Here is a 17,910-nt window from a genome sequence, read left to right on the forward strand (position 1 = left end):
GAGACTTGGCGACCGACTACTACGCCGTTCTAGGGCTGGCCCGGGGCGCGACGGACAACGAGATCAAGCGCGCCTACCGGCGGCTGGCCCGTGACCTGCACCCCGACGTCAACCCCGACCCCGAGGCCAAGGAGCGCTTCCAGGAGGTCAACCGCGCCTACCAGGCGCTGACCGACCCGGAGAAGCGCCGCATCGTCGACCTCGGCGGCGATCCGTTCGACACCGCCGGTGCGGGCGCGGGCGGGGGCAACCCGTTCGGCGCCGGCTTCGGCGGCCTCGGCGACATCATGGACGCCTTCTTCGGCGGCGGGACCGCCACGCGCGGTCCGCGCAGCCGCGTCCGCGCCGGCGGCGACGCGCTCATCCGGGTCGAGCTCGACCTCGACGAGACCGTCTTCGGCACCACGAAGGAGCTCACCGTCGACACGGCGGTGCTCTGCACCACCTGCAGCGGCGCCGGCACCGCGCCCGGGACGCACCCGACGACCTGCACCACCTGCTCCGGCCGCGGCGAGGTGCAGAGCGTGCAGCGCTCGTTCCTCGGCCAGGTCGTCTCCACCCGCACCTGCCCGACCTGCGCCGGCACCGGGCAGGTCATCCCCGAGCCGTGCCCGCAGTGCGCCGGCGACGGCCGCGTGCGCGCCCGCCGGACCATCCCGGTGAAGGTGCCGGCGGGGGTCGAGGACGGCATGCGCATCCGGCTCACCGGGCACGGCGAGGTCGGCCCCGGCGGCGGCCCGGCCGGCGACCTGTACGTGGAGATCCACGAGCGGCCGCACGCGGTGTTCACCCGCGACGGCGAGGACCTGCACTGCCGGGTCACCCTGCCGATGACGTCGGCGGCGCTGGGCACCACGCTCAACCTGACCACCCTCGACGGCGAGACCGAGCTCGACATCAAGCCCGGCACGCAGTCCGGCAGCGTGCTCACGCTGCGCGCCCAGGGCGCCCCGCGGCTGCGGGCCACCGGCCGGGGCAACCTGCTGGTGCACGTCGAGGTGCAGACGCCGACCAAGCTCGACGCCGAGCAGGAGAAGCTGCTGCGCGAGCTGGCCACGCTGCGCGGCGAGGACACCGCCGGCTCCACCCGCGAGAGCCAGCAGGGCTTCTTCTCCCGCGTCCGCGACGCGTGGAACGGGCACGCGTGACGGCCGACACCGGCGCGCCCGAGCTCGACGGCGCCCCGCTGTTCCTGCTCGACGAGCTGCCCGACACCGAGGAGCTGCTCGTCGGCGGCGCGGAGGGCCGGCACGCCGTCGACGTCCTGCGCCTGGCGCCGGGGGAGACGGTCCGGGTCGGCGACGGCCGCGGGCTGGTGGCCGAGGGCGACGTCGTCGCCGCCGGGCCGGAGGGCCTGCGGGTGCGGGTGCGCGCCCGCCACGAGGTGCCGGCCCCGCAGCCGGAGCTGGTGCTGGTGCAGGCGCTGCCGAAGGGCGACCGCGGCCCGCTCGCCGTCGACCTGGCCACCGAGCTGGGCGTCGACCGGATCGTGCCGTGGACGGCGTCGCGCTGCGTCACCCGCTGGCGGGAGGACCGCGTCGACAAGGGCCTGGCCAGGTGGCGGGCCGCGGCGCGGGCGGCCACCAAGCAGTCACGCCGGCCGCGGGTCCCCGAGGTGACCGGGCCGATGACCACCCGGCAGGTCTGCGGGCTGCTCGCCGACGCCGACCTGGCGCTGGTGCTGCACGAGCAGGCCCGCCGCCCGCTGGCCGAGGTGCCGGCGCCGCGGCAGGGGACCATCGCCGTCGTCGTGGGGCCCGAGGGCGGGCTGACCGACGGCGAGATCGTCGCCTTCCGCGCCGCGGGCGCCGAGCCCGTGCGGCTGGGCCCGGAGGTGCTGCGGACCTCCACCGCCGGCGCCGCCGCCCTCGCCGCGCTGAGCGTCAAGGTCCGCTGGGCCTGACGCGGAACGGCCCCTGTCGAGGGGCCCGCCCCGAGCGTGCGAGGGTGGGGAGGACGGGGGTCCTTATAGGGTCGCGGGCGTGAGCGACTGCCTGTTCTGCCGGATGGTCGCGGGGGAGATCCCCGCGGACGTCGTCCACGAGACCGACCGCGTGCTGGCCTTCCGCGACATCAACCCGCAGGCCCCCACCCACGTGCTGGTGATCCCGAAGGAGCACCACCGCAACCTCGGCGCCCTCGCCGCCGCCGACGCCGACCTCCTCGGCGAGGTCGCGCGGGCCGCGCACGCCGTGGCGCAGCAGGAAGGCCTGGTGGCCGACGGCGGCATCGAACCCGGCTACCGGGTGGTCACCAACACCGGCCCGCAGGCCGGCCAGTCCGTCGACCACCTGCACCTGCACGTGCTGGGCGGCCGGGGCCTGGGCTGGCCGCCCGGCTGATCACCCGGCGACCAGCGCAGCCAGCCGGGAGGGGTCTTCCTCGGGGCCGAGGTGCCCGAGGTCGTCGAGGACGACGAGGTCCTCGCCCAGGCGGTCGGCGACGGCCGCCGCCAGCGCCTCGGGACGGAAGAAGCAGTCGTGGGCGCCGGCGACGACCACCCGCGGCACCCCACGCCACCGGTCGGTCACCTCGCGCGGGAGGGGACCCGGCGCTCCCGCGGCGTGCACGTGCCGCGCGACCAGGGCCAGCCACTCGACCAGCTCGGGCCTCGGCGCGTGCCCGGGGCCGGACATCCGGCCGGCGAGCGCTGCGGCGCTGCGCGGCGAGGGCCGGACGAGCCACCGCAGGGTCACGGCGAGCACGGCCGGGGACACCCGGGCCGGCACGAAGCCCGCGGGATCGACCAGCACGAGGCGGTCGACCACGCCGGGCGTCGCGCACAGGGCGACGGCGGCGCCCAGGGAGTGCCCGACCAGCACGAGCTGACCGGCGCCGTCCTCCCGCACCCGGGCCACCACCTCGTCGACCCACCGCCCGTACGCGGCCATCCGCTCGGGCCCCGGCCGCTCCGCCGTGCTCAGCCCCGGCTGGCCGGGCAGGTCCGGGACGACCACCCGGCCGTGCGCCCGCAGCTCCGCGACCACGCGCAGGCTGGTCGCGGCGTTGAAGTGGGTCCCGGGCAGGAGGACGAACGTCCGCGGCCCCTCGCCGGTCACCAGGAGGTGGGTGGGACCCGTGGTGGTCTCCAGCGTCGTCCGCCCGTGCGGCACGGGCCAGGCGGCGAGCCGGTCGGCGCACCAGGCCTGCAGCCGCTCGCGGCCCTCGTCGGAGCGGTACACGCCGGCCACGCGCGGGACGCTAGCGCCGGGGACGCACCCGGGGTGCGTCCTCCGGCGCGGCCCTGACAGGCTCGGGCCATGACCGACCCGGTGCGCATCGAGAGGGACGGCGACGTCGCCGTCGTCGTCCTGGACTCCCCGCCGCTGAACCTCTTCGACGAGGCGGTGTTCGCCGGGTACGAACGGGCGGTCGCCGAGCTGGTCGAGCTGACCGACCCCGGCCGGCCCGACCGGGCGCGGGCGGTCCTGCTCGAGGCGCGCGGCAGGGTCGTCTCCGGCGGCGTCGACGTGCACCACTTCGACGAGATCGCGCAGTCGCCGGACGGCGTCGCGCGGGGGACGGCGCTGTGGGTGCGGCTGCTGGAGCTGGCGCACACCCTCGAGGCCCTGCCGGTGCCCACCGTGTTCGCGGCGCACGGGCTCACCCTGACCGCCGCCTTCGAGCTGTCCCTGGCCTGCGACATCATCCTGGCCGCCGAGAAGGCCAAGTTCGGCCTGACGGAGGTCGTCGTCGGGCTCACCCCGTCGATGGGCGGCCCGCAGCGGCTGGCCGAGCGGGCCGGCCCCGCACGGGCGAAGGAGCTGATCTTCACCGGCGAGTGGTACCCCGCGGCCACGCTCGCCGACTGGAACGTGGTCAACCGCGTGCTGCCCGACGAGGGCTTCGCCGAGGCGGCCCGTGACTACGCCCGCCGCGTCGCCGCCGGCCCGACCGTGGCCCACGCGGCGACGAAGAAGCTGGTCAACGCCGCGGTCCGCGACGGCGTCCGGGCCGCCGACGAGCTGACCCCCTCGCTGTCGGGCGCGCTGTTCGCCACCGACGACCTCCAGGGCGCCGTCCGCTCCTTCCTCGCCGACGGACCGGGCAAGGCCACCTACACAGGGCGCTGACCTGCCGGGATCACGTGCCCCGGACGGGTAGACCAGCGGTTCGCGTCGGCCGGCGCGGGTAGACTCGTCCGGGTCCGCAACCCCTTGCAGGAAGGCAGGGTCGAGGGTTCTTGCCCGACACCTCCTCTGGCACGCCCGCCGTGCACGGCCCCACGTCGCGTGAGGCCTCGGCGCAGGCAGCCGCCACGGACGACGCCGCATCCGGTCCTGCGCCCGCGCAGCCGGCCGCCGTCCGGACCACCATCACCGTCCCCGAATCCGTCTCCATGGTCGCCCTGCTGGGCTCCGGCGACGAGCTCCTCCGCCTGGTCGAGGCCGAGGTCGACGCCGACGTCCACGTCCGCGGCAACGAGATCGCCGTGACCGGGCAGCCGGCCGACAACGCCTTCGCCGTCCGCGTCTTCGACGAGCTCATCGCGCTGCTCGGCACCGGCCAGCAGCTGCGCCCCGACTCGGTGCGCCGGGTCATCGGCATGCTCAGGAGCGGCGGCTCCGAGCGCCCGGCCGACGTCCTGAGCCTCGACATCATCAGCCGCCGGGGCCGCACCATCCGGCCCAAGACGCTGAACCAGAAGCGCTACGTCGACGCGATCGACGCGCACACCATCGTGTTCGGCATCGGCCCGGCCGGTACCGGCAAGACCTACCTGGCCATGGCCAAGGCCGTGCAGGCGCTGCAGACCAAGCAGGTCAACCGGATCATCCTGACCCGGCCCGCGGTCGAGGCCGGCGAGCGGCTGGGCTACCTGCCCGGCACGCTGAGCGAGAAGATCGACCCCTACCTGCGGCCGCTGTACGACGCGCTGCACGACATGGTCGACCCGGAGTCGATCCCGCGGCTGATGCAGGCCGGCACCATCGAGGTCGCTCCGCTGGCGTACATGCGTGGCCGCACGCTGAACGACGCGTTCGTGATCCTCGACGAGGCGCAGAACACCACCGCCGAGCAGATGAAGATGTTCCTGACCCGCCTCGGGTTCGGCTCGAAGATCGTGGTCACCGGCGACATCACGCAGGTCGACCTGCCCGGCGGCGCGCAGAGCGGCCTCAAGATCGTCCGCGAGATCCTCGACGGCATCGACGACGTCCACTTCGCGAACCTGACCAGCTCCGACGTCGTCCGCCACCGGCTGGTCGGCGACATCGTCGACGCCTACGAGCGCTGGGACGCCGCCAACCAGCAGACGCGACCCGCGGCCGGGCCACCGGTGCGCGGCCCGCGTCCGCGCCGGCAGGGGAGCTGAGCGCCGTGCCCGTCGAGGTGTCCAACGAGAGCGAGATCGCCGTCGACGAGGCCGAGCTGGCGGGCGTCTGCCGGTTCGTGCTCGGCGAGATGAAGGTGAACCCGCTGGCCGAGCTGTCGGTGCTGTGCGTCGACGCCGACTACATGAGCACCCTGCACGAGCGGTGGATGGGCGAGAAGGGCCCGACCGACGTGCTCGCGTTCCCCATGGACGAGCTGGACACCGGCCGGCCCGACGACCCCGATCCCGGACCGGCGCTGCTGGGCGACATCGTGCTGTGCCCCTCCGTCGCCGTCCGGCAGGCCCGCGCGGCCGGCCACTCCATGGACGACGAGCTGGTGCTGCTGGCCACCCACGGCGTGCTGCACCTGCTCGGCTACGACCACATGGAGCCCGAGGAGGAGAAGGAGATGTTCGGCCTCCAGCAGAAGCTGATCGACGGCTGGCGCTCCGCACCGCGGGAGCCGGTCACCGGTGAGGCCGTGAACCGGGAGACGGGGCCCCGATGACCGCGGGTGCGATCACCCTGCTGGTGATCGCCGTCCTCCTGGTCCCGCTGGCCGGCCTCTTCGGCGCGATGGACGCCGCACTCCAGCGGGTGTCCAAGGCCCGCGTCGAGGAGATGCGCCGCGAGGGCGTCAAGCGCGCCGCCTCCCTCGAGGAGGTCCTCGGCGAGCGGGCCCGCCACGTCTCGCTGCTCCTGCTGCTGCGGGTCGTCTGCGAGATGGTCGCCGCCGTCCTGGTCACGGTGATCGTCGCCGAGCTGCTCACCGTCACGTGGCAGACCGTGCTGGTCGCCGCCGGCGTCATGACCGTGGTCAGCTACGTGCTCGTCGGCGTCGGGCCGCGCACCCTCGGCCGCCAGCACGCCTACGGCGTGGCGCTCGGCACCGCCGGCCTGGTCAAGCTCCTCGGCCGGGTGCTCGGCCCGATCGCGAGCCTGCTCATCCTCATCGGCAACGCGATCACCCCCGGCCGCGGCTTCCGCGACGGCCCGTTCTCCTCCGAGGTCGAGCTGCGCGAGCTGGTCGACATGGCCGAGGAGCGGGGCGTCGTGGAGTCCGGCGAGCGGAACATGATCCACTCGGTGTTCGAGCTGGGCGACACCATCGCCCGCGAGGTCATGGTGCCGCGCACCGAGGTGGTCTGGATCGAGCGCACCAAGACCATCCGCCAGGCGATGGCGCTCATGATGCGCAGCGGGTTCAGCCGCATCCCGGTGATCGGCGAGAACGTCGACGACGTCGTCGGGGTCGTCTACCTCAAGGACCTCATCCGCCGCTCGCAGAACCTGCCGGACCGCAACGGGCCCAAGGTCGAGGAGCTCATGCGCCGGCCCACGTTCGTGCCGGAGTCCAAGCCGGTCGACGAGCTGCTGCGCGACATGCAGGCCCAGCGCATCCACATCGCGATCGTGGTCGACGAGTACGGCGGCTTCGCCGGGCTGGTCACCATCGAGGACATCCTCGAGGAGATCGTCGGCGAGATTGCCGACGAGCACGACGCCTTCCAGCGGCCACCGGTCGAGCAGCTGCCCGACGGCTCCGCCCGGGTCACCGCCCGGCTCCCGGTCGAGGACCTCGCCGAGCTCTTCCACGTCGAGCTGCCCCAGGACGACGACGTCGAGACCGTCGGCGGCCTGCTCGCCCGCGCGCTGGGCCGGGTGCCCATCGAGGGGTCGGCCGCGGAGGTCGACGGGCTGCGCCTGGTCGCCGAGAGCACCGGCGGCCGCCGCAACCGCATCGACACGATCCTCGTCTGCCGGGTGCCCGAGCCGGAGGACGGCGAGGAGGCCGAGCCCGCCCGCGCCGAGGAGCCGGCCGCCGTCGAGAGCTGACGCTGGTGTGGAATGGGGCCGTGCCCGATCTCGACCCCGAGGACGCCAAGCTGATCACCCTCGCCCGCTCGGCCCGCGGCCGCACCGGCGCCGCCGAGGGCGCGGCGGTGCGCGACACCGACGGCCGCACCTACCTCGCGGCGAGCGTCGCGCTGCCGTCGCTGCAGCTCTCGGCGCTGCAGGCCGCCGTCGCCGCCGCGGTCTCCAGCGGCGTGACCGGGCTCGAGGCCGCGGCGGTCGTGTCGGAGGCCGACGCCGTCGAGCAGGAGGGGCTCGCCGCCGTCCACGACCTCACGCCGTCGGCCCCGGTGCTCCTCGCCGGCCCCGACGGGGCCGTGCGGACCCGGGTCTGACGACGGGGGTGTTCGACCGCTGGTGAGACCGGCGCCCCCGGGGGGAGGATGTCGGCTCGTCGTGCGGCGAACCAGGCCCGAGGAAGTGGTCCGCGTGAGCGTCTCGGCACCGGTCCTGCGGAGGGCCACGGAACGGGACGCCGAGGAGATCGCCGCGGTCATGCGGGTCTCGGTGCTCGGCCTGTTCCCCCGGTTCTACGACCAGCGGCAGACCCGGAGCGCGGCGGTGCACATCGCGCACGTCGACCCGGTGCTCCTGGCCGACGGCACCTACTTCGTCCACGTCGCGGACGGCGTGATCGTCGCCTGCGGCGGCTGGAGCCGTCGCGGCCGCCTGTTCACCGGCTCGGGCGACCACAGCGGCGACGATCGGCTGCTGGACCCCGCCACGGAGGCCGCGCACATCCGGGCCATGTTCGTGCACCCGGACTGGACGAGGAGAGGGCTGGGGCGGGCGATCCTGCAGGCCGGCCACGACGCGGCCCGCGCCGAGGAGTTCCGCGCGCTCGACCTCGGTGCCACCTTGCCGGGCGTGCCGCTCTACCGCGCCTTCGGTTTCCGCGAGGTGCGGCCCTTCACGCTCACCATGCCGGACGGCGTCTCGATCGACGCCGTGGAGATGCACCGTCCGATCACCTGACCGCGGCCGATGACGCCGCCGGCGCTCGGCCCGGCTAGGCGTTCCTGGCCCGGGCCTCGGCGGCGATCCGCTGCGCGTCCGCCAGGTAGGCGTCGCGCCGGGCCAGCGCCTCCCGCACGTACGCCGCCACCGCGTCGGCGTCCACCTCGGCGCCGAAGGCGAAGTCCCACGTCATGAGGGTCGAGCTGCCGGCGCGCAGGACCTTGCGCGGGTCGTCCATCAGCACGCCCCACAGGAAGCGCAGCTGGACGCCCTTCGTGCTGGCACCGACGGCGACCACCCACTGCCGCCACTTCGCGTCGAGCGTGTACATGAGCAGGCGGTACTTCACCGCGACGTCGAAGTCCGGCTCCACCCGGCGGATCACGGCGTCCAGCGCCCGCACGGTCCCGTGCGCCGCCTCGTCGACGCCGGCCAGGTACTCCTCCAGGGCGCTCACAGCTCGCCGTCCCGCGCCCACTTCTCCATCGCCGGCAGCAGCGGGCGCGGCGCCAGCACGAGCACCGGCCGCAGTTCCTCCCAGCCCTTCTCCTTGCACCGCATCGCGTAGGCCTGGTGCTCGGCGTCGACGGGGTTGGCGAGGTCCAGCCCGCCGCCGTCCTCGCCGTGGAGCTGCACGTGGTAGATCCACTCGGTGCCGTCGGGATCGGTGCGCCGGAACGTCGCCTCGAACACCATCCGCTCGCCGGCGAGGGTGTCCAGGCACTCCTCGTAGCGGTCGTGCAGCATGCCCATCCACCGCTCGGTCTCCTCCTGGGCGCCGGGCAGCAGGCGCGCGCGGGACAGCTCGAGGCGCATCCCCGGGGGCACGGACGGCGGCATCGCGATGTCGGTCACGCCGCGCACCCTGCCAGGTCAGAGCGGGTGGTCGAGCGCCTCGGCGAACGCCTCGGGATCGCGCACCCACACGGTGAGCGCGCGCTCGGTCTCGCCGTCGGCGGCCAGGTGGCGGACGGCGACCCGCTGCCGCCCCGGCCACCAGCCGCCCCGCCGCTTCGCCCGCGGCCACCCCGCCGGCGGCGCCCCGCGGACGACGTCCTGCACCAGGCCGCGGGTGACCACGCCGAACGACGACGGCTGGCGCAGGCCGGCGATGTCGGTGGACAGGCCGAAGTCGCTCACGGTGAGCCGGCCGGTGGAGAAGAGGACCACCAGCACGACCAGGCCGATCACGAGGGGCAGCTCGCCGGTGACGGCGTCGGCGCCGTCCCGCCAGCCGAGGAAGGCCAGCCACGCCGCGGCCGCCGCCAGGGTCAGCGCGACGACCGGCCAGCGCACCGGGTCGTACTGCCAGTAGCGCAGCGGCGCCGGGGTCACGGTGACCGACCGGCGGGGCCGGCGGGGGGAGAAGAACCCGAACGCCGTGACCTGCGAGATGTGCCGCTCGCGGTCGCGGGCGGCCCGCACCACCGGTGGCTCGTCGTTCCCGCGTCGCGCCCGTCCCGCCATGCGCACGATCTTCCCAACCACCGCTCCCGGCGCCGAAAGCGGAGCCGCTCCCCGCGCCGGAAGCGGAGGTGTCGGTGCGGGGTGGGAGACTGGACGACGTGACCGAGGAGCAGGGGGAGCGGCCGTACCGCAGCGGCTTCGCCTGCCTGGTCGGCCGCCCCAACGCGGGCAAGACGACGCTCACCAACGCGATGGTCGGCACCAAGGTCGGCATCGTCAGCAACCGGCCGCAGACCACCCGCCACGCCATCCGCGGCGTGGTCACCCGGCCCGGCGGCCAGCTGGTGCTCGTCGACACCCCCGGCCTGCACAAGCCGCGCAGCCTGCTGGGCCGCCGGCTCAACGACGTCGTCCGCGACACCCTCGCCGACGTCGACGTGATCGTCTTCTGCATCCCCGCCGACCAGCCCGTCGGCCAGGGCGACCGGTTCATCGCCCGCCAGCTGCGCGAGTTCAAGGCCCCGGTCGTCGTCGTGGTCACCAAGACCGACGCGGCGGGCAAGAAGCAGATCGCCGAGCAGCTGATCGCGGCCAGCCAGCTGGTCGGGGCCGCCGAGGTCGTGCCGGTGAGCGCGGTGGCCGGTGACCAGGTCGAGCTGCTCGAGGACCTGCTGATCCAGCAGCTGCCCGAGGGCCCGGCGATGTACCCGGACGAGCAGCAGACCGACGACGACGTCGAGCGGCAGATCGCCGAGCTGATCCGCGAGGCGGCGCTGGAGAAGGTGTACGAGGAGGTGCCGCACTCCCTGGCCGTCACGGTCGAGGAGCTGATCCGTCGTCCCGACCCCAAGAGGGCCGGTGCCGAGCTGGTCGAGGTGCGTGCGCTGCTGCACGTCGAGCGGGCGAGCCAGAAGCCGATGCTGCTCGGCCGCGGCGGCGAGATGATCAAGCGGATCGGCACCGAGGCCCGCGCGGGGCTGGAGCAGCTGCTCGGCTCCCGGGTGCACCTCGACCTGCACGTGACCGTCCTGGGGGAGTGGCAGGACGACCCCAAGAAGCTGAACCGGCTCGGCTACTGATGAGCACCACTCCGAAGTCGCTGTACCGCGACGAGGGCGTCGTCCTCCGCACCCAGAAGCTGGGCGAGGCCGACCGGATCGTCACCGTGCTCACCCGCCGGCACGGCAAGGTGCGCGCCGTCGCCAAGGGCGTGCGCCGCACCAAGAGCAAGTTCGGCGCCCGGCTGGAGCCGTTCAGCCACGTCGACCTGCAGTTCTACACCGGCCGCAGCCTCGACATCGTCAGCCAGGCGGAGTCCATCCGCGCGTACGGCGAGCCGATCGTCACCGACTACCCGGCCTACACCGCCGGCACCGCCGTCCTGGAGACCGCCGACCGGCTCACCGCCGAGGAGAAGGAGCCGTCGCTGCGGCTGTTCCTGCTCGTGATCGGCGCGCTGCGGGCGCTGGCCGAGCGCACCCATCCGGCCCCGCTCGTCCTCGACGCCTTCCTGCTACGGGCCATGTCGGTCGCCGGCTGGGAGCCCGCGCTGGGCGACTGCGCCCGCTGCGGCGAGGAGGGCCCGCACCGGCACTTCTCCGTGCCCGCCGGCGGCACCGTCTGCCCGCCGTGCCGCCCGACCGGCGCCGGCATGCCCAACCCGCTCACCATCGCCCACCTCGACGCGCTGCTGTCCGGCGACTGGGCCCGCGCCGAGGCGAGCCTGCCGCCGCAGTGCCGGGAGGGCAGCGGCCTGGTCGCCGCCCTGCTGCAGTGGCACCTGGAGCGGGGCCTGCGCTCGCTGGCGCTGGTGGACCGCAGCTGATGCCGCAGCCACCGAACCCGCACCCGTCCGGCGCGCGGCCGCCGGACATCCCCAGGGACAAGGTCCCGCGGCACGTCGCGCTCGTCATGGACGGCAACGGCCGCTGGGCCAAGCAGCGCGGGCTGCCGCGCACCAAGGGCCACGAGGCGGGGGAGTCCTCGCTGTTCGACTGCGTCGAGGGCGCGATCGAGCTGGGCGTCCAGTCGCTGTCGGCCTACGCCTTCTCCACCGAGAACTGGCGGCGCAGCCCCGACGAGGTCCGGTTCCTCATGGGGTTCAACCGCGACGTCATCCGCCGCCGGCGCGACGAGATGCACGCCATGGGAGTGCGGGTGCGGTGGGCCGGCCGCCGGCCGCGGCTGTGGCGCAGCGTCATCAAGGAGCTCGAGATCGCCGAGGAGCTCACCCGCGACAACGACGTCCTCACCCTGACCATGTGCGTGAACTACGGCGGCCGGGCCGAGATCGCCGACGCCGCCGCCGCGATCGCGCGCGAGGTCGCGGCCGGCCGGCTCGACCCCGACAAGGTCGACGAGGGGACCGTCGCGCGGTTCCTCGACGAGCCGGACATGCCCGACGTCGACCTGTTCGTGCGCAGCTCGGGGGAGAACCGCACCAGCAACTTCCTGCTCTGGCAGGCCGCCTACGCCGAGCTGGTCTTCCTCGACACCCTGTGGCCGGACTTCGACCGCCGGCACCTGTGGGCGGCGTGCGAGGAGTACGCCTCCCGGCAGCGCCGGTTCGGGACCGCCTGAGCCCGGTCAGCCGCCGAAGTCGGAGTAGTCGGGGTTGTTCCACCAGTCGAGCAGCGAGACCAGCCCGGCGGTGCCGCCGTTGCGGATCCGCACGATCGCCTGGGTGCCGAACTCGGTCTCGGTCCAGATCAGCGTGGCGGTGTTCTGCTCGTCGACGTAGCAGGCGATGCGGCCGCGGACCTGGTCGTTCGCCGTCCAGTTGCCGTACCCCTGCGACTCCGGGCAGTTGGTGCCGCCCGAGAACTCGACCAGCCCGAGGCGCTCGACGTCGGCGCTGAACGCGGCGTCCAGGGTCTCCTCGTCGGGGTAGAGGAAGAACCGGGTCGCCCGCGGCCCGGGCTGGCTGCTGCTCGGCCCGCAGTCGACCGCCGCGACGTCGCCGTCGTCGGCCGGCGGCGCCGGGCGGCACGCCTCCCGGTCGACGCCGGCCGGGACGACGGCGACCAGCTCGTCGTGCTGCGGCCCGGGCCGCGGGTCCTGCGGGGTGGGCAGCGCGTCGGCCCCGCTGGTCTCCACGAGGACGACGACGAGCACCAGCGCGGCCGCCAGCAGTGCGGCGAGGCCGAGGAGCATCGCCGGCACGCGGGACCGCCGGGGTGCGGCCGCCGGTGCCGGCACGGCACGCGACGGCGGGACGGCGCCGCCCGGGGGCGGCGTCGCCGCGAACTGCTGGGGCGCGGCGGCCGGGAACGCCGGGGCGGCACCCGGATCGGTGCCGGGGGGCGTCGGCGGGACGGCGGTGGCGCCGGTCATGCCGATCGTCCGGGGACCGACGGGGTCGCCGGGGGAGGTGCCCCGGACCGGTGGCGGCGCGTCGGTCGCGGGCCGGACGCCGGCCGACACGAGGGCCCGCCGGGCCGCCGCGGCCAGGGCCCCGGCGGAGGGCCACCGGTCCTCCGGCGCCTTGGCCAGGCCCTTCTGCACCACCTCGTCCAGGGCCGCCGGCACCTCCGGCCGCACCGCGGAGACGCTCGGCGGCGGGGTGTTGATGTGCGCCCACATCAGCGGCGCGAGGTCGGTGCCGGGGAAGGGGCGGCGTCCGGTGAGGGCCTCGAAGAGCACGCAGGCCAGGGAGTAGACGTCGCTGCGGGCGTCCAGCGGCCGCTCGAGGAACCGCTCGGGGGCCATGTAGTCGAACGAGCCGACGGCCGAGCCCACGCGGGTCAGCGACGGTCCCTCGTTGTCCATGACCGACCGGGCGATGCCGAAGTCGACGAGGTAGACGAACGCGTCGTCCGGCTCGCTCTGCTCGTCGGTGGCGCAGACCAGCACGTTGGACGGCTTGACGTCGCGGTGCACCAGGCCGGCGCCGTGGGCGGCGTCCAGCGCGTGCGCCACCTGACCGATCACCGCCACCGCCTGGCGCGGGGAGAGCGGCCCGTCGGCGGCGATGGCCGCCGCGAGGTCGCGGCCCTGCACCAGCCGCATGTCGAGGAACAGCCGGCCGTCGATCTCGCCGAACCGGTGGATGGGCACCACGTGCGGCTCGGACAGCCGCGCGGCGGCGTGCGCCTCGCGGCGGAACCGCTCGCGGTAGTCGCGGTCGGTGGCCAGGTGCTCGGCGAGCACCTTGAGCGCGACGACCCGGTCGTGCTCGGTGTCGTAGGCGCGGTAGACCTCGCCCATGCCACCACGCCCGATCAGCCCCTCGAGGCGGTACGGGCCGAACCGTTCGAACTCCACGAGAGCCCTCCGGGCGGGTCGGACGACGGCGAAGTCTAGGCCGGTGGGGGCCGCGGACGCAGTGCGCGCGACCTCGCGCGCAAGGTCGGCGCAAGCCGCTTCCAAGTGCTCCGGGCGACCCTTCCGGTGCCGCTCGGGACAACCCTCGGGCGGGCCCCGACCACCATTCGGCATCGACTGCTCCCGACGCGCGTGGACCCGTTGACACGGGTACCGCGTGCGCCCGAGAGTGGCGGCTCCCCGTGAGAGGACGGAACCCCCACCGTGAGCGAGAGCACGATCGCGCCGCAGCACGCCCAGGGTGCCGGCGCGCCCACCCAGCCGGGTGATCTGAACGACCAGCTGATCGCCAGCGACTTCTGGACAGACCAGATGCTGGCCGAGGCGGGCATCCCGATCATCGACGTACCGTTCGTCACCTTCGGTGGCGGCATCGGGTCCTTCGTGACCGTCGACTACCTGCGCATCTGCGGGGTGCCGACCAACGCCATCCGCGTGCTGACCCCGCTCAAGACGCCGTGGGAGAGCTACGAGTACCTGACCACGGTCTCGCAGATCCCCCGGCAGGAGCGGCTGCGCTCGGACTCCTCCTCCACCCCCGACAACATCTGGGGCTTCCCGAGCTACGCCCTGCGCGAGGGCCTCCACGGCAACATCAAGCAGCTCTGGAACGTCCTCGTCGAGCCCATCTTCGCGAACTACTACACGCCCAAGGCGGGCGCGGCGTTCGAGTCGATGGAGAAGGAGATGTACCGCATCCGCTACCCGGAGATGGTCGTCCACGGCCAGGTCCGGATGGTGCGGCGCCGGGTCGGCGGCGGGTACTTCACCATCCTCACGCCGCCGGAGGGCGCGGCGCCCACCAAGCGGATCGCCTACCGCAGCCAGTGGGTGCACGTCGCCGTCGGCTACCCGGGCCTGAAGTTCCTCGACGACCTGCAGAACTACCGCAAGGAGCACAACGACTACTCGAAGGTCGTCAACGCCTACGAGCCGCACGAGCACATCTACGAGAAGCTCAAGCTCAAGCCGTGCACGCTGCTGATCCGCGGTGGCGGCATCGTGGCCTCCCGCGTGCTGCAGCGGATCATCGACGACCGCGACCGGCTGGGCCTGCAGACCCAGATCGTGCACCTGTTCCGCACCTACATCGACAAGCCCCACGGCAACGGCATCTTCAAGCGCCGCAAGGGCGCCGACGGCTGGGCCTACCAGGGCTTCAACTACCCCAAGTCGGTGTGGGGCGGGCAGCTCAAGCAGCAGGTCCGCAAGAGCGAGGGCCAGGAGCGGGCCACGCTCTACAAGGAGATGGGCGGCACCAACACGCCCGTCCGCCGCGACTGGCAGGAGCAGCTGTCCCGTGGCCGGCGCGAGGGCTGGTACCGGGTCATGATCGGCCAGATCGACAACATGCGGCCGGTCGGCGACCTGGTCGAGGTGGCGGTGTCCAGCGACCAGGGTCCGCAGATCGGCACGTTCGACGCCGTCATCGACTGCACGGGTCTCGAGGCCGACATCCGCGAGCACCGCGTCCTGGCCGACCTGCTCGACCACTCCAACGCCACCCGCAACCCGGTGGGCCGGCTGGACGTGCAGCGCAACTTCGAGGTCACCGGCACGCAGAACGGCGGCAAGATGTACGCCTCCGGCAGCGCGACGCTCGGTGGGCCGTTCCCCGGCGTCGACACCTTCTTCGGCCTGCAGATCGCGGCCCAGGAGATCGCCGACGACCTGATCAAGCAGGGTTTCGCCAAGAAGCTGGGCCCCGGTCGCTCGACCAGCCAGTGGTGGAAGTGGGTCCGGAACAAGCCGATCTGACCCGCCACCCCCGACACGACCCTCGACCCCGAGAGAGACGACCGTGCTGCCCACCCTGAACGGCCGCATCCAGACACGGATATTCCTGCTGGCTGTGGTCGGGTCCCTGTGGACCCTGATCATCACGCCCATCCTGCCCATCGACGCCCCGCTGAGCACGGCCTACAAGGTCACCTTCTCGGTTCTCCTCGTGACCACCGTGCTCGGCATCGTGTGGGAGTTCATCTACCACGGCATCCAGCAGTTCCGGTGGGAGAAGGACTGGCCCACCCTGTTCGGTCTGCTCACCGCCATCCCCGAGGGCCTGCTCGTGTGGTTCCTCTTCCAGGGTGGTGCGATCTGGTGGATCGAGCCGAACGAGCTGCCCGGCCCCGCGTTCGTCATCGACTTCGCGACGACGTGGCTGGTCGTGTGGCTGGTCGCCAACGGCCCGATGCGGGTGCCCTTCATCCACTGGCGGATCCGTGGCGGGAGGCTCATCTGATGTCCGCCGACAGCGCTCTGGCGCCGTCCTCGTCCCCGGCGCCGACGACGGTGCCGCCGTTCGACCAGGTCGCGGTGGCGATCGCCCCCGGGGACGACCTCGTCGTCCGGATGCCCGGCATCCTGCTGGTCGTCGGGGTCGACGCCACCCCGGCCCCGCCGCCGTCCGCCCCCAAGCTGGGCGGCTGGGGCGCGGCGCCGGCGAAGCCCCCGGCCGCCGCGCCGGTGGGCGACACCAAGGTCGGCGAGCTCGTCGCGCTGTGCCGCCGCGTCTCGGCCGCGGGCAGCCGCGCGCCGGGCCGCCGGCTGCACGACGAGCTGCGCCGCTGGCTGCCCACCGTGGCCGAGCTCCCCTCGTTCGCGCTCGCCGCGGCGACCGAGGAGGGCCTGGCCGTGGCGCTGGTGGGGGAGGGCGTCGCCGAGGTGCCCGACCTCGGCCTGCGCCTGACCCCGGCCGACGGCGAACGGCTGCAGGACGGCACCCGGTTCCTCGACCGGCTGGTCGACTGGCCGCCGGCCCCCCTGCGGCTGTCGGCCGGCGCGTCGGTCGACATGGCCCCGCACCCGCTGGCCGACCTCGAGGCCGGGGCCGTGCCGGGGGCCGCGGCGGTGCTGTCGCCCGCGGTGGCGCCCGCGCCGGTCGCGGCACCGGACTCCCCGTCGCCGACGGCGCTGGTGCGGCTGCCCTCGCCGGGCTCGCTGCTGCCGCCCCCGCCCGGTGCTCCGGTGCCGGCGGCGGCCAAGGTGCCGCCGGTGGCCGCCGCGCCGGCCCCGCCGCTGCCGCCGCCCGCCCCCAGCGGCCGCGACGTCGAGGACGCCGCCCACGCCGGGCACGACCACGCCGACCACGACCACGACCACGCGGGGCACGTGCACGCCGCCCCGGCACCGGCCCCCGCCGCCCCGCCTCCGGCTCCCGAGCCGGTGGCGCCGCCGGCGCCCCCGCCGGTCGAGCTGCCGGCGCCGGCGCTGTCGGCGTCGCTGCTCGCCCCGCCGGAGGAGGAGGCCCCGCGGGAGCCGCTGCCGGTGCTCGACTCCGAGCAGCCGCCGGCCGCGCTCGCGCAGCAGGAGCCGGAGGACACCCGCCCCAAGGTCAAGGGCTTCCTCTGCTCGCGAGGGCACCTCAACGACCCGCGGGTGCTGTTCTGCAACCTGTGCGGCATCCGCATGGCGCAGCAGACCGGCGTCTTCGTCGAGGGCATCCGGCCGCCGCTGGGCCTGCTGGTGTTCGACAACGGCGCCACGGTGAACCTCGACATGGACTACCTGCTCGGCCGCGAGCCGGAGACCGACGAGCGCGTGCAGGGCGGGCAGCTGCGCCCGCTGCTGGTGGTGGACCAGACCGGCGGTGTCAGCCGGCACCACGCCGAGATCCGGCTCGAGGGCTGGGACGTGACGCTGGTCGACATCGGCTCGGCCAACGGCACGCTGGTGGCCCCGCCCGGGGCGCCGGCCTGGTCGTCGCTCGTCCCCAACCAGCCGGTGCGGCTGGTGCCGGGCATGGCGGTGCGCATGGGCAGCCGGCAGTTCGCGTTCGAGTCGCCGCACGGCGCCACCTGACGCCTGCGCAAGGCCCGCCCGACGACGGCGCCCGCGCTCCCGTGGAGGGGGCGCGGGCGCCGTCGTCTTCGGGGTCTGGAGGCGGCCGGTCCGCTGCCGAGATGGCAGTCGGTGCACGGGACACGCGCGCACACGCCGGTGGGTCGTGCACGGGATGCCATCTCGCGCACGGGCGGAAGCGGGCGGCCCCGGAACGCGGGACGGCCGGCCCGGGCGGGTGCCCGGACCGGCCGTCCGTCGTGCGTGCGCG

20 protein-coding genes are annotated in these 17,910 nt (G+C 74.4%); 15 read left to right on the top strand and 5 right to left on the bottom strand.

Annotation, left to right across the window (positions count from 1 at the left end; all coding sequences use genetic code 11):
- Positions 1-5 precede the first annotated feature (5 nt).
- The 3 genes from dnaJ to ACI797_RS07980 all read left to right on the top strand — a co-directional run bounded on the left by dnaJ (position 6) and on the right by ACI797_RS07980 (position 2,342).
- Positions 6-1,148: a molecular chaperone DnaJ gene (dnaJ, locus tag ACI797_RS07970; RefSeq protein ID WP_456858072.1), complete on the top strand. Its 1,143-nt coding sequence runs from the start codon at positions 6-8 to the stop codon at positions 1,146-1,148.
- A complete protein-coding gene (locus ACI797_RS07975; RefSeq protein WP_456858075.1) occupies positions 1,145-1,903 on the top strand; it encodes a 16S rRNA (uracil(1498)-N(3))-methyltransferase in 759 nt (252 codons plus the stop codon). Before dnaJ ends, ACI797_RS07975 begins: the two co-directional genes overlap by 4 nt.
- 79 nt (positions 1,904-1,982) lie before the next feature.
- On the top strand, positions 1,983-2,342 hold the full coding sequence (locus ACI797_RS07980) for a histidine triad nucleotide-binding protein (protein WP_456858076.1): 360 nt from the start codon (positions 1,983-1,985) through the stop codon (positions 2,340-2,342).
- On the opposite strand, the gene ACI797_RS07985 is transcribed toward ACI797_RS07980, so the two are convergent.
- Positions 2,343-3,191 (bottom strand): alpha/beta fold hydrolase, encoded by an 849-nt coding sequence (locus ACI797_RS07985; RefSeq protein WP_456858077.1) that lies wholly within the window; start codon positions 3,189-3,191, stop codon positions 2,343-2,345.
- Between the two features lie 69 nt (positions 3,192-3,260).
- Between ACI797_RS07985 and ACI797_RS07990 the strand changes: the two genes are divergently transcribed.
- The 6 genes from ACI797_RS07990 to ACI797_RS08015 all read left to right on the top strand — a co-directional run bounded on the left by ACI797_RS07990 (position 3,261) and on the right by ACI797_RS08015 (position 8,147).
- Positions 3,261-4,073 carry an enoyl-CoA hydratase/isomerase family protein gene (locus ACI797_RS07990; RefSeq protein WP_456858079.1) on the top strand — a complete coding sequence of 271 codons (813 nt, stop codon included), beginning with the start codon at positions 3,261-3,263 and terminating at the stop codon, positions 4,071-4,073.
- 266 nt (positions 4,074-4,339) lie between these two features.
- Positions 4,340-5,317 (top strand): PhoH family protein, encoded by a 978-nt coding sequence (locus tag ACI797_RS07995; protein ID WP_456858080.1) that lies wholly within the window; start codon positions 4,340-4,342, stop codon positions 5,315-5,317.
- 5 nt (positions 5,318-5,322) lie between these two features.
- Positions 5,323-5,826 carry an rRNA maturation RNase YbeY gene (gene ybeY / locus ACI797_RS08000; protein WP_456538122.1) on the top strand — a complete coding sequence of 168 codons (504 nt, stop codon included), beginning with the start codon at positions 5,323-5,325 and terminating at the stop codon, positions 5,824-5,826.
- Positions 5,823-7,154 carry a hemolysin family protein gene (locus ACI797_RS08005; protein ID WP_456858081.1) on the top strand — a complete coding sequence of 444 codons (1,332 nt, stop codon included), beginning with the start codon at positions 5,823-5,825 and terminating at the stop codon, positions 7,152-7,154. The genes ybeY and ACI797_RS08005 overlap by 4 nt, the downstream gene beginning before the upstream one ends.
- 20 nt (positions 7,155-7,174) lie before the next feature.
- The gene (locus tag ACI797_RS08010; protein ID WP_456858082.1) at positions 7,175-7,507 is read left to right on the top strand and encodes a cytidine deaminase; all 333 of its coding nucleotides are present in this window, start codon (positions 7,175-7,177) and stop codon (positions 7,505-7,507) included.
- Between the two features lie 94 nt (positions 7,508-7,601).
- Positions 7,602-8,147, top strand: a complete 546-nt coding sequence (locus ACI797_RS08015) for a GNAT family N-acetyltransferase (protein WP_456858084.1) — start codon at positions 7,602-7,604, stop codon at positions 8,145-8,147.
- Positions 8,148-8,181: 34 nt separating this feature from the next.
- Here the strand turns inward: ACI797_RS08015 and ACI797_RS08020 are convergent, their stop codons facing one another.
- The 3 genes from ACI797_RS08020 to ACI797_RS08030 are packed head-to-tail and all read right to left on the bottom strand — an operon-like array spanning position 8,182 to position 9,596.
- Positions 8,182-8,586, bottom strand: a complete 405-nt coding sequence (locus tag ACI797_RS08020) for a DUF1801 domain-containing protein (RefSeq protein ID WP_456858086.1) — start codon at positions 8,584-8,586, stop codon at positions 8,182-8,184.
- Positions 8,583-8,984 carry a DUF6176 family protein gene (locus ACI797_RS08025; protein ID WP_456858088.1) on the bottom strand — a complete coding sequence of 134 codons (402 nt, stop codon included), beginning with the start codon at positions 8,982-8,984 and terminating at the stop codon, positions 8,583-8,585. Before ACI797_RS08025 ends, ACI797_RS08020 begins: the two co-directional genes overlap by 4 nt.
- A gap of 18 nt (positions 8,985-9,002) precedes the next feature.
- Positions 9,003-9,596, bottom strand: coding sequence for a hypothetical protein (locus tag ACI797_RS08030; protein ID WP_456858090.1), 594 nt, complete (start codon positions 9,594-9,596; stop codon positions 9,003-9,005).
- Between the two features lie 98 nt (positions 9,597-9,694).
- On the opposite strand from ACI797_RS08030, the gene era reads away from it, so the two are divergent.
- Genes era through ACI797_RS08045 form a run of 3 tightly spaced genes read left to right on the top strand, consistent with a single transcriptional unit; the run spans position 9,695 to position 12,116 of the window.
- On the top strand, positions 9,695-10,615 hold the full coding sequence (gene era, locus ACI797_RS08035) for a GTPase Era (protein ID WP_456858092.1): 921 nt from the start codon (positions 9,695-9,697) through the stop codon (positions 10,613-10,615).
- Positions 10,615-11,361: a DNA repair protein RecO gene (gene recO / locus ACI797_RS08040; RefSeq protein WP_456858094.1), complete on the top strand. Its 747-nt coding sequence runs from the start codon at positions 10,615-10,617 to the stop codon at positions 11,359-11,361. Before era ends, recO begins: the two co-directional genes overlap by 1 nt.
- Positions 11,361-12,116, top strand: coding sequence for an isoprenyl transferase (locus tag ACI797_RS08045; protein ID WP_456858096.1), 756 nt, complete (start codon positions 11,361-11,363; stop codon positions 12,114-12,116). Before recO ends, ACI797_RS08045 begins: the two co-directional genes overlap by 1 nt.
- 6 nt (positions 12,117-12,122) lie before the next feature.
- Here the strand turns inward: ACI797_RS08045 and ACI797_RS08050 are convergent, their stop codons facing one another.
- Entirely contained in the window at positions 12,123-13,799 is a 1,677-nt protein-coding gene (locus ACI797_RS08050; RefSeq protein WP_456858097.1) for a serine/threonine-protein kinase, read from the bottom strand.
- A 264-nt stretch (positions 13,800-14,063) separates the two neighbouring features.
- Between ACI797_RS08050 and ACI797_RS08055 the strand changes: the two genes are divergently transcribed.
- The 3 genes from ACI797_RS08055 to ACI797_RS08065 are packed head-to-tail and all read left to right on the top strand — an operon-like array spanning position 14,064 to position 17,660.
- Positions 14,064-15,617, top strand: a complete 1,554-nt coding sequence (locus tag ACI797_RS08055) for a hypothetical protein (RefSeq protein ID WP_456858098.1) — start codon at positions 14,064-14,066, stop codon at positions 15,615-15,617.
- Positions 15,618-15,660: 43 nt separating this feature from the next.
- The gene (locus ACI797_RS08060; RefSeq protein WP_456858099.1) at positions 15,661-16,101 is read left to right on the top strand and encodes a hypothetical protein; all 441 of its coding nucleotides are present in this window, start codon (positions 15,661-15,663) and stop codon (positions 16,099-16,101) included.
- Positions 16,101-17,660 (top strand): FHA domain-containing protein, encoded by a 1,560-nt coding sequence (locus tag ACI797_RS08065; protein ID WP_456858100.1) that lies wholly within the window; start codon positions 16,101-16,103, stop codon positions 17,658-17,660. Before ACI797_RS08060 ends, ACI797_RS08065 begins: the two co-directional genes overlap by 1 nt.
- Positions 17,661-17,910: the final 250 nt, after the last annotated feature.

The organism is Geodermatophilus sp. SYSU D00691 (genome assembly GCF_054050275.1).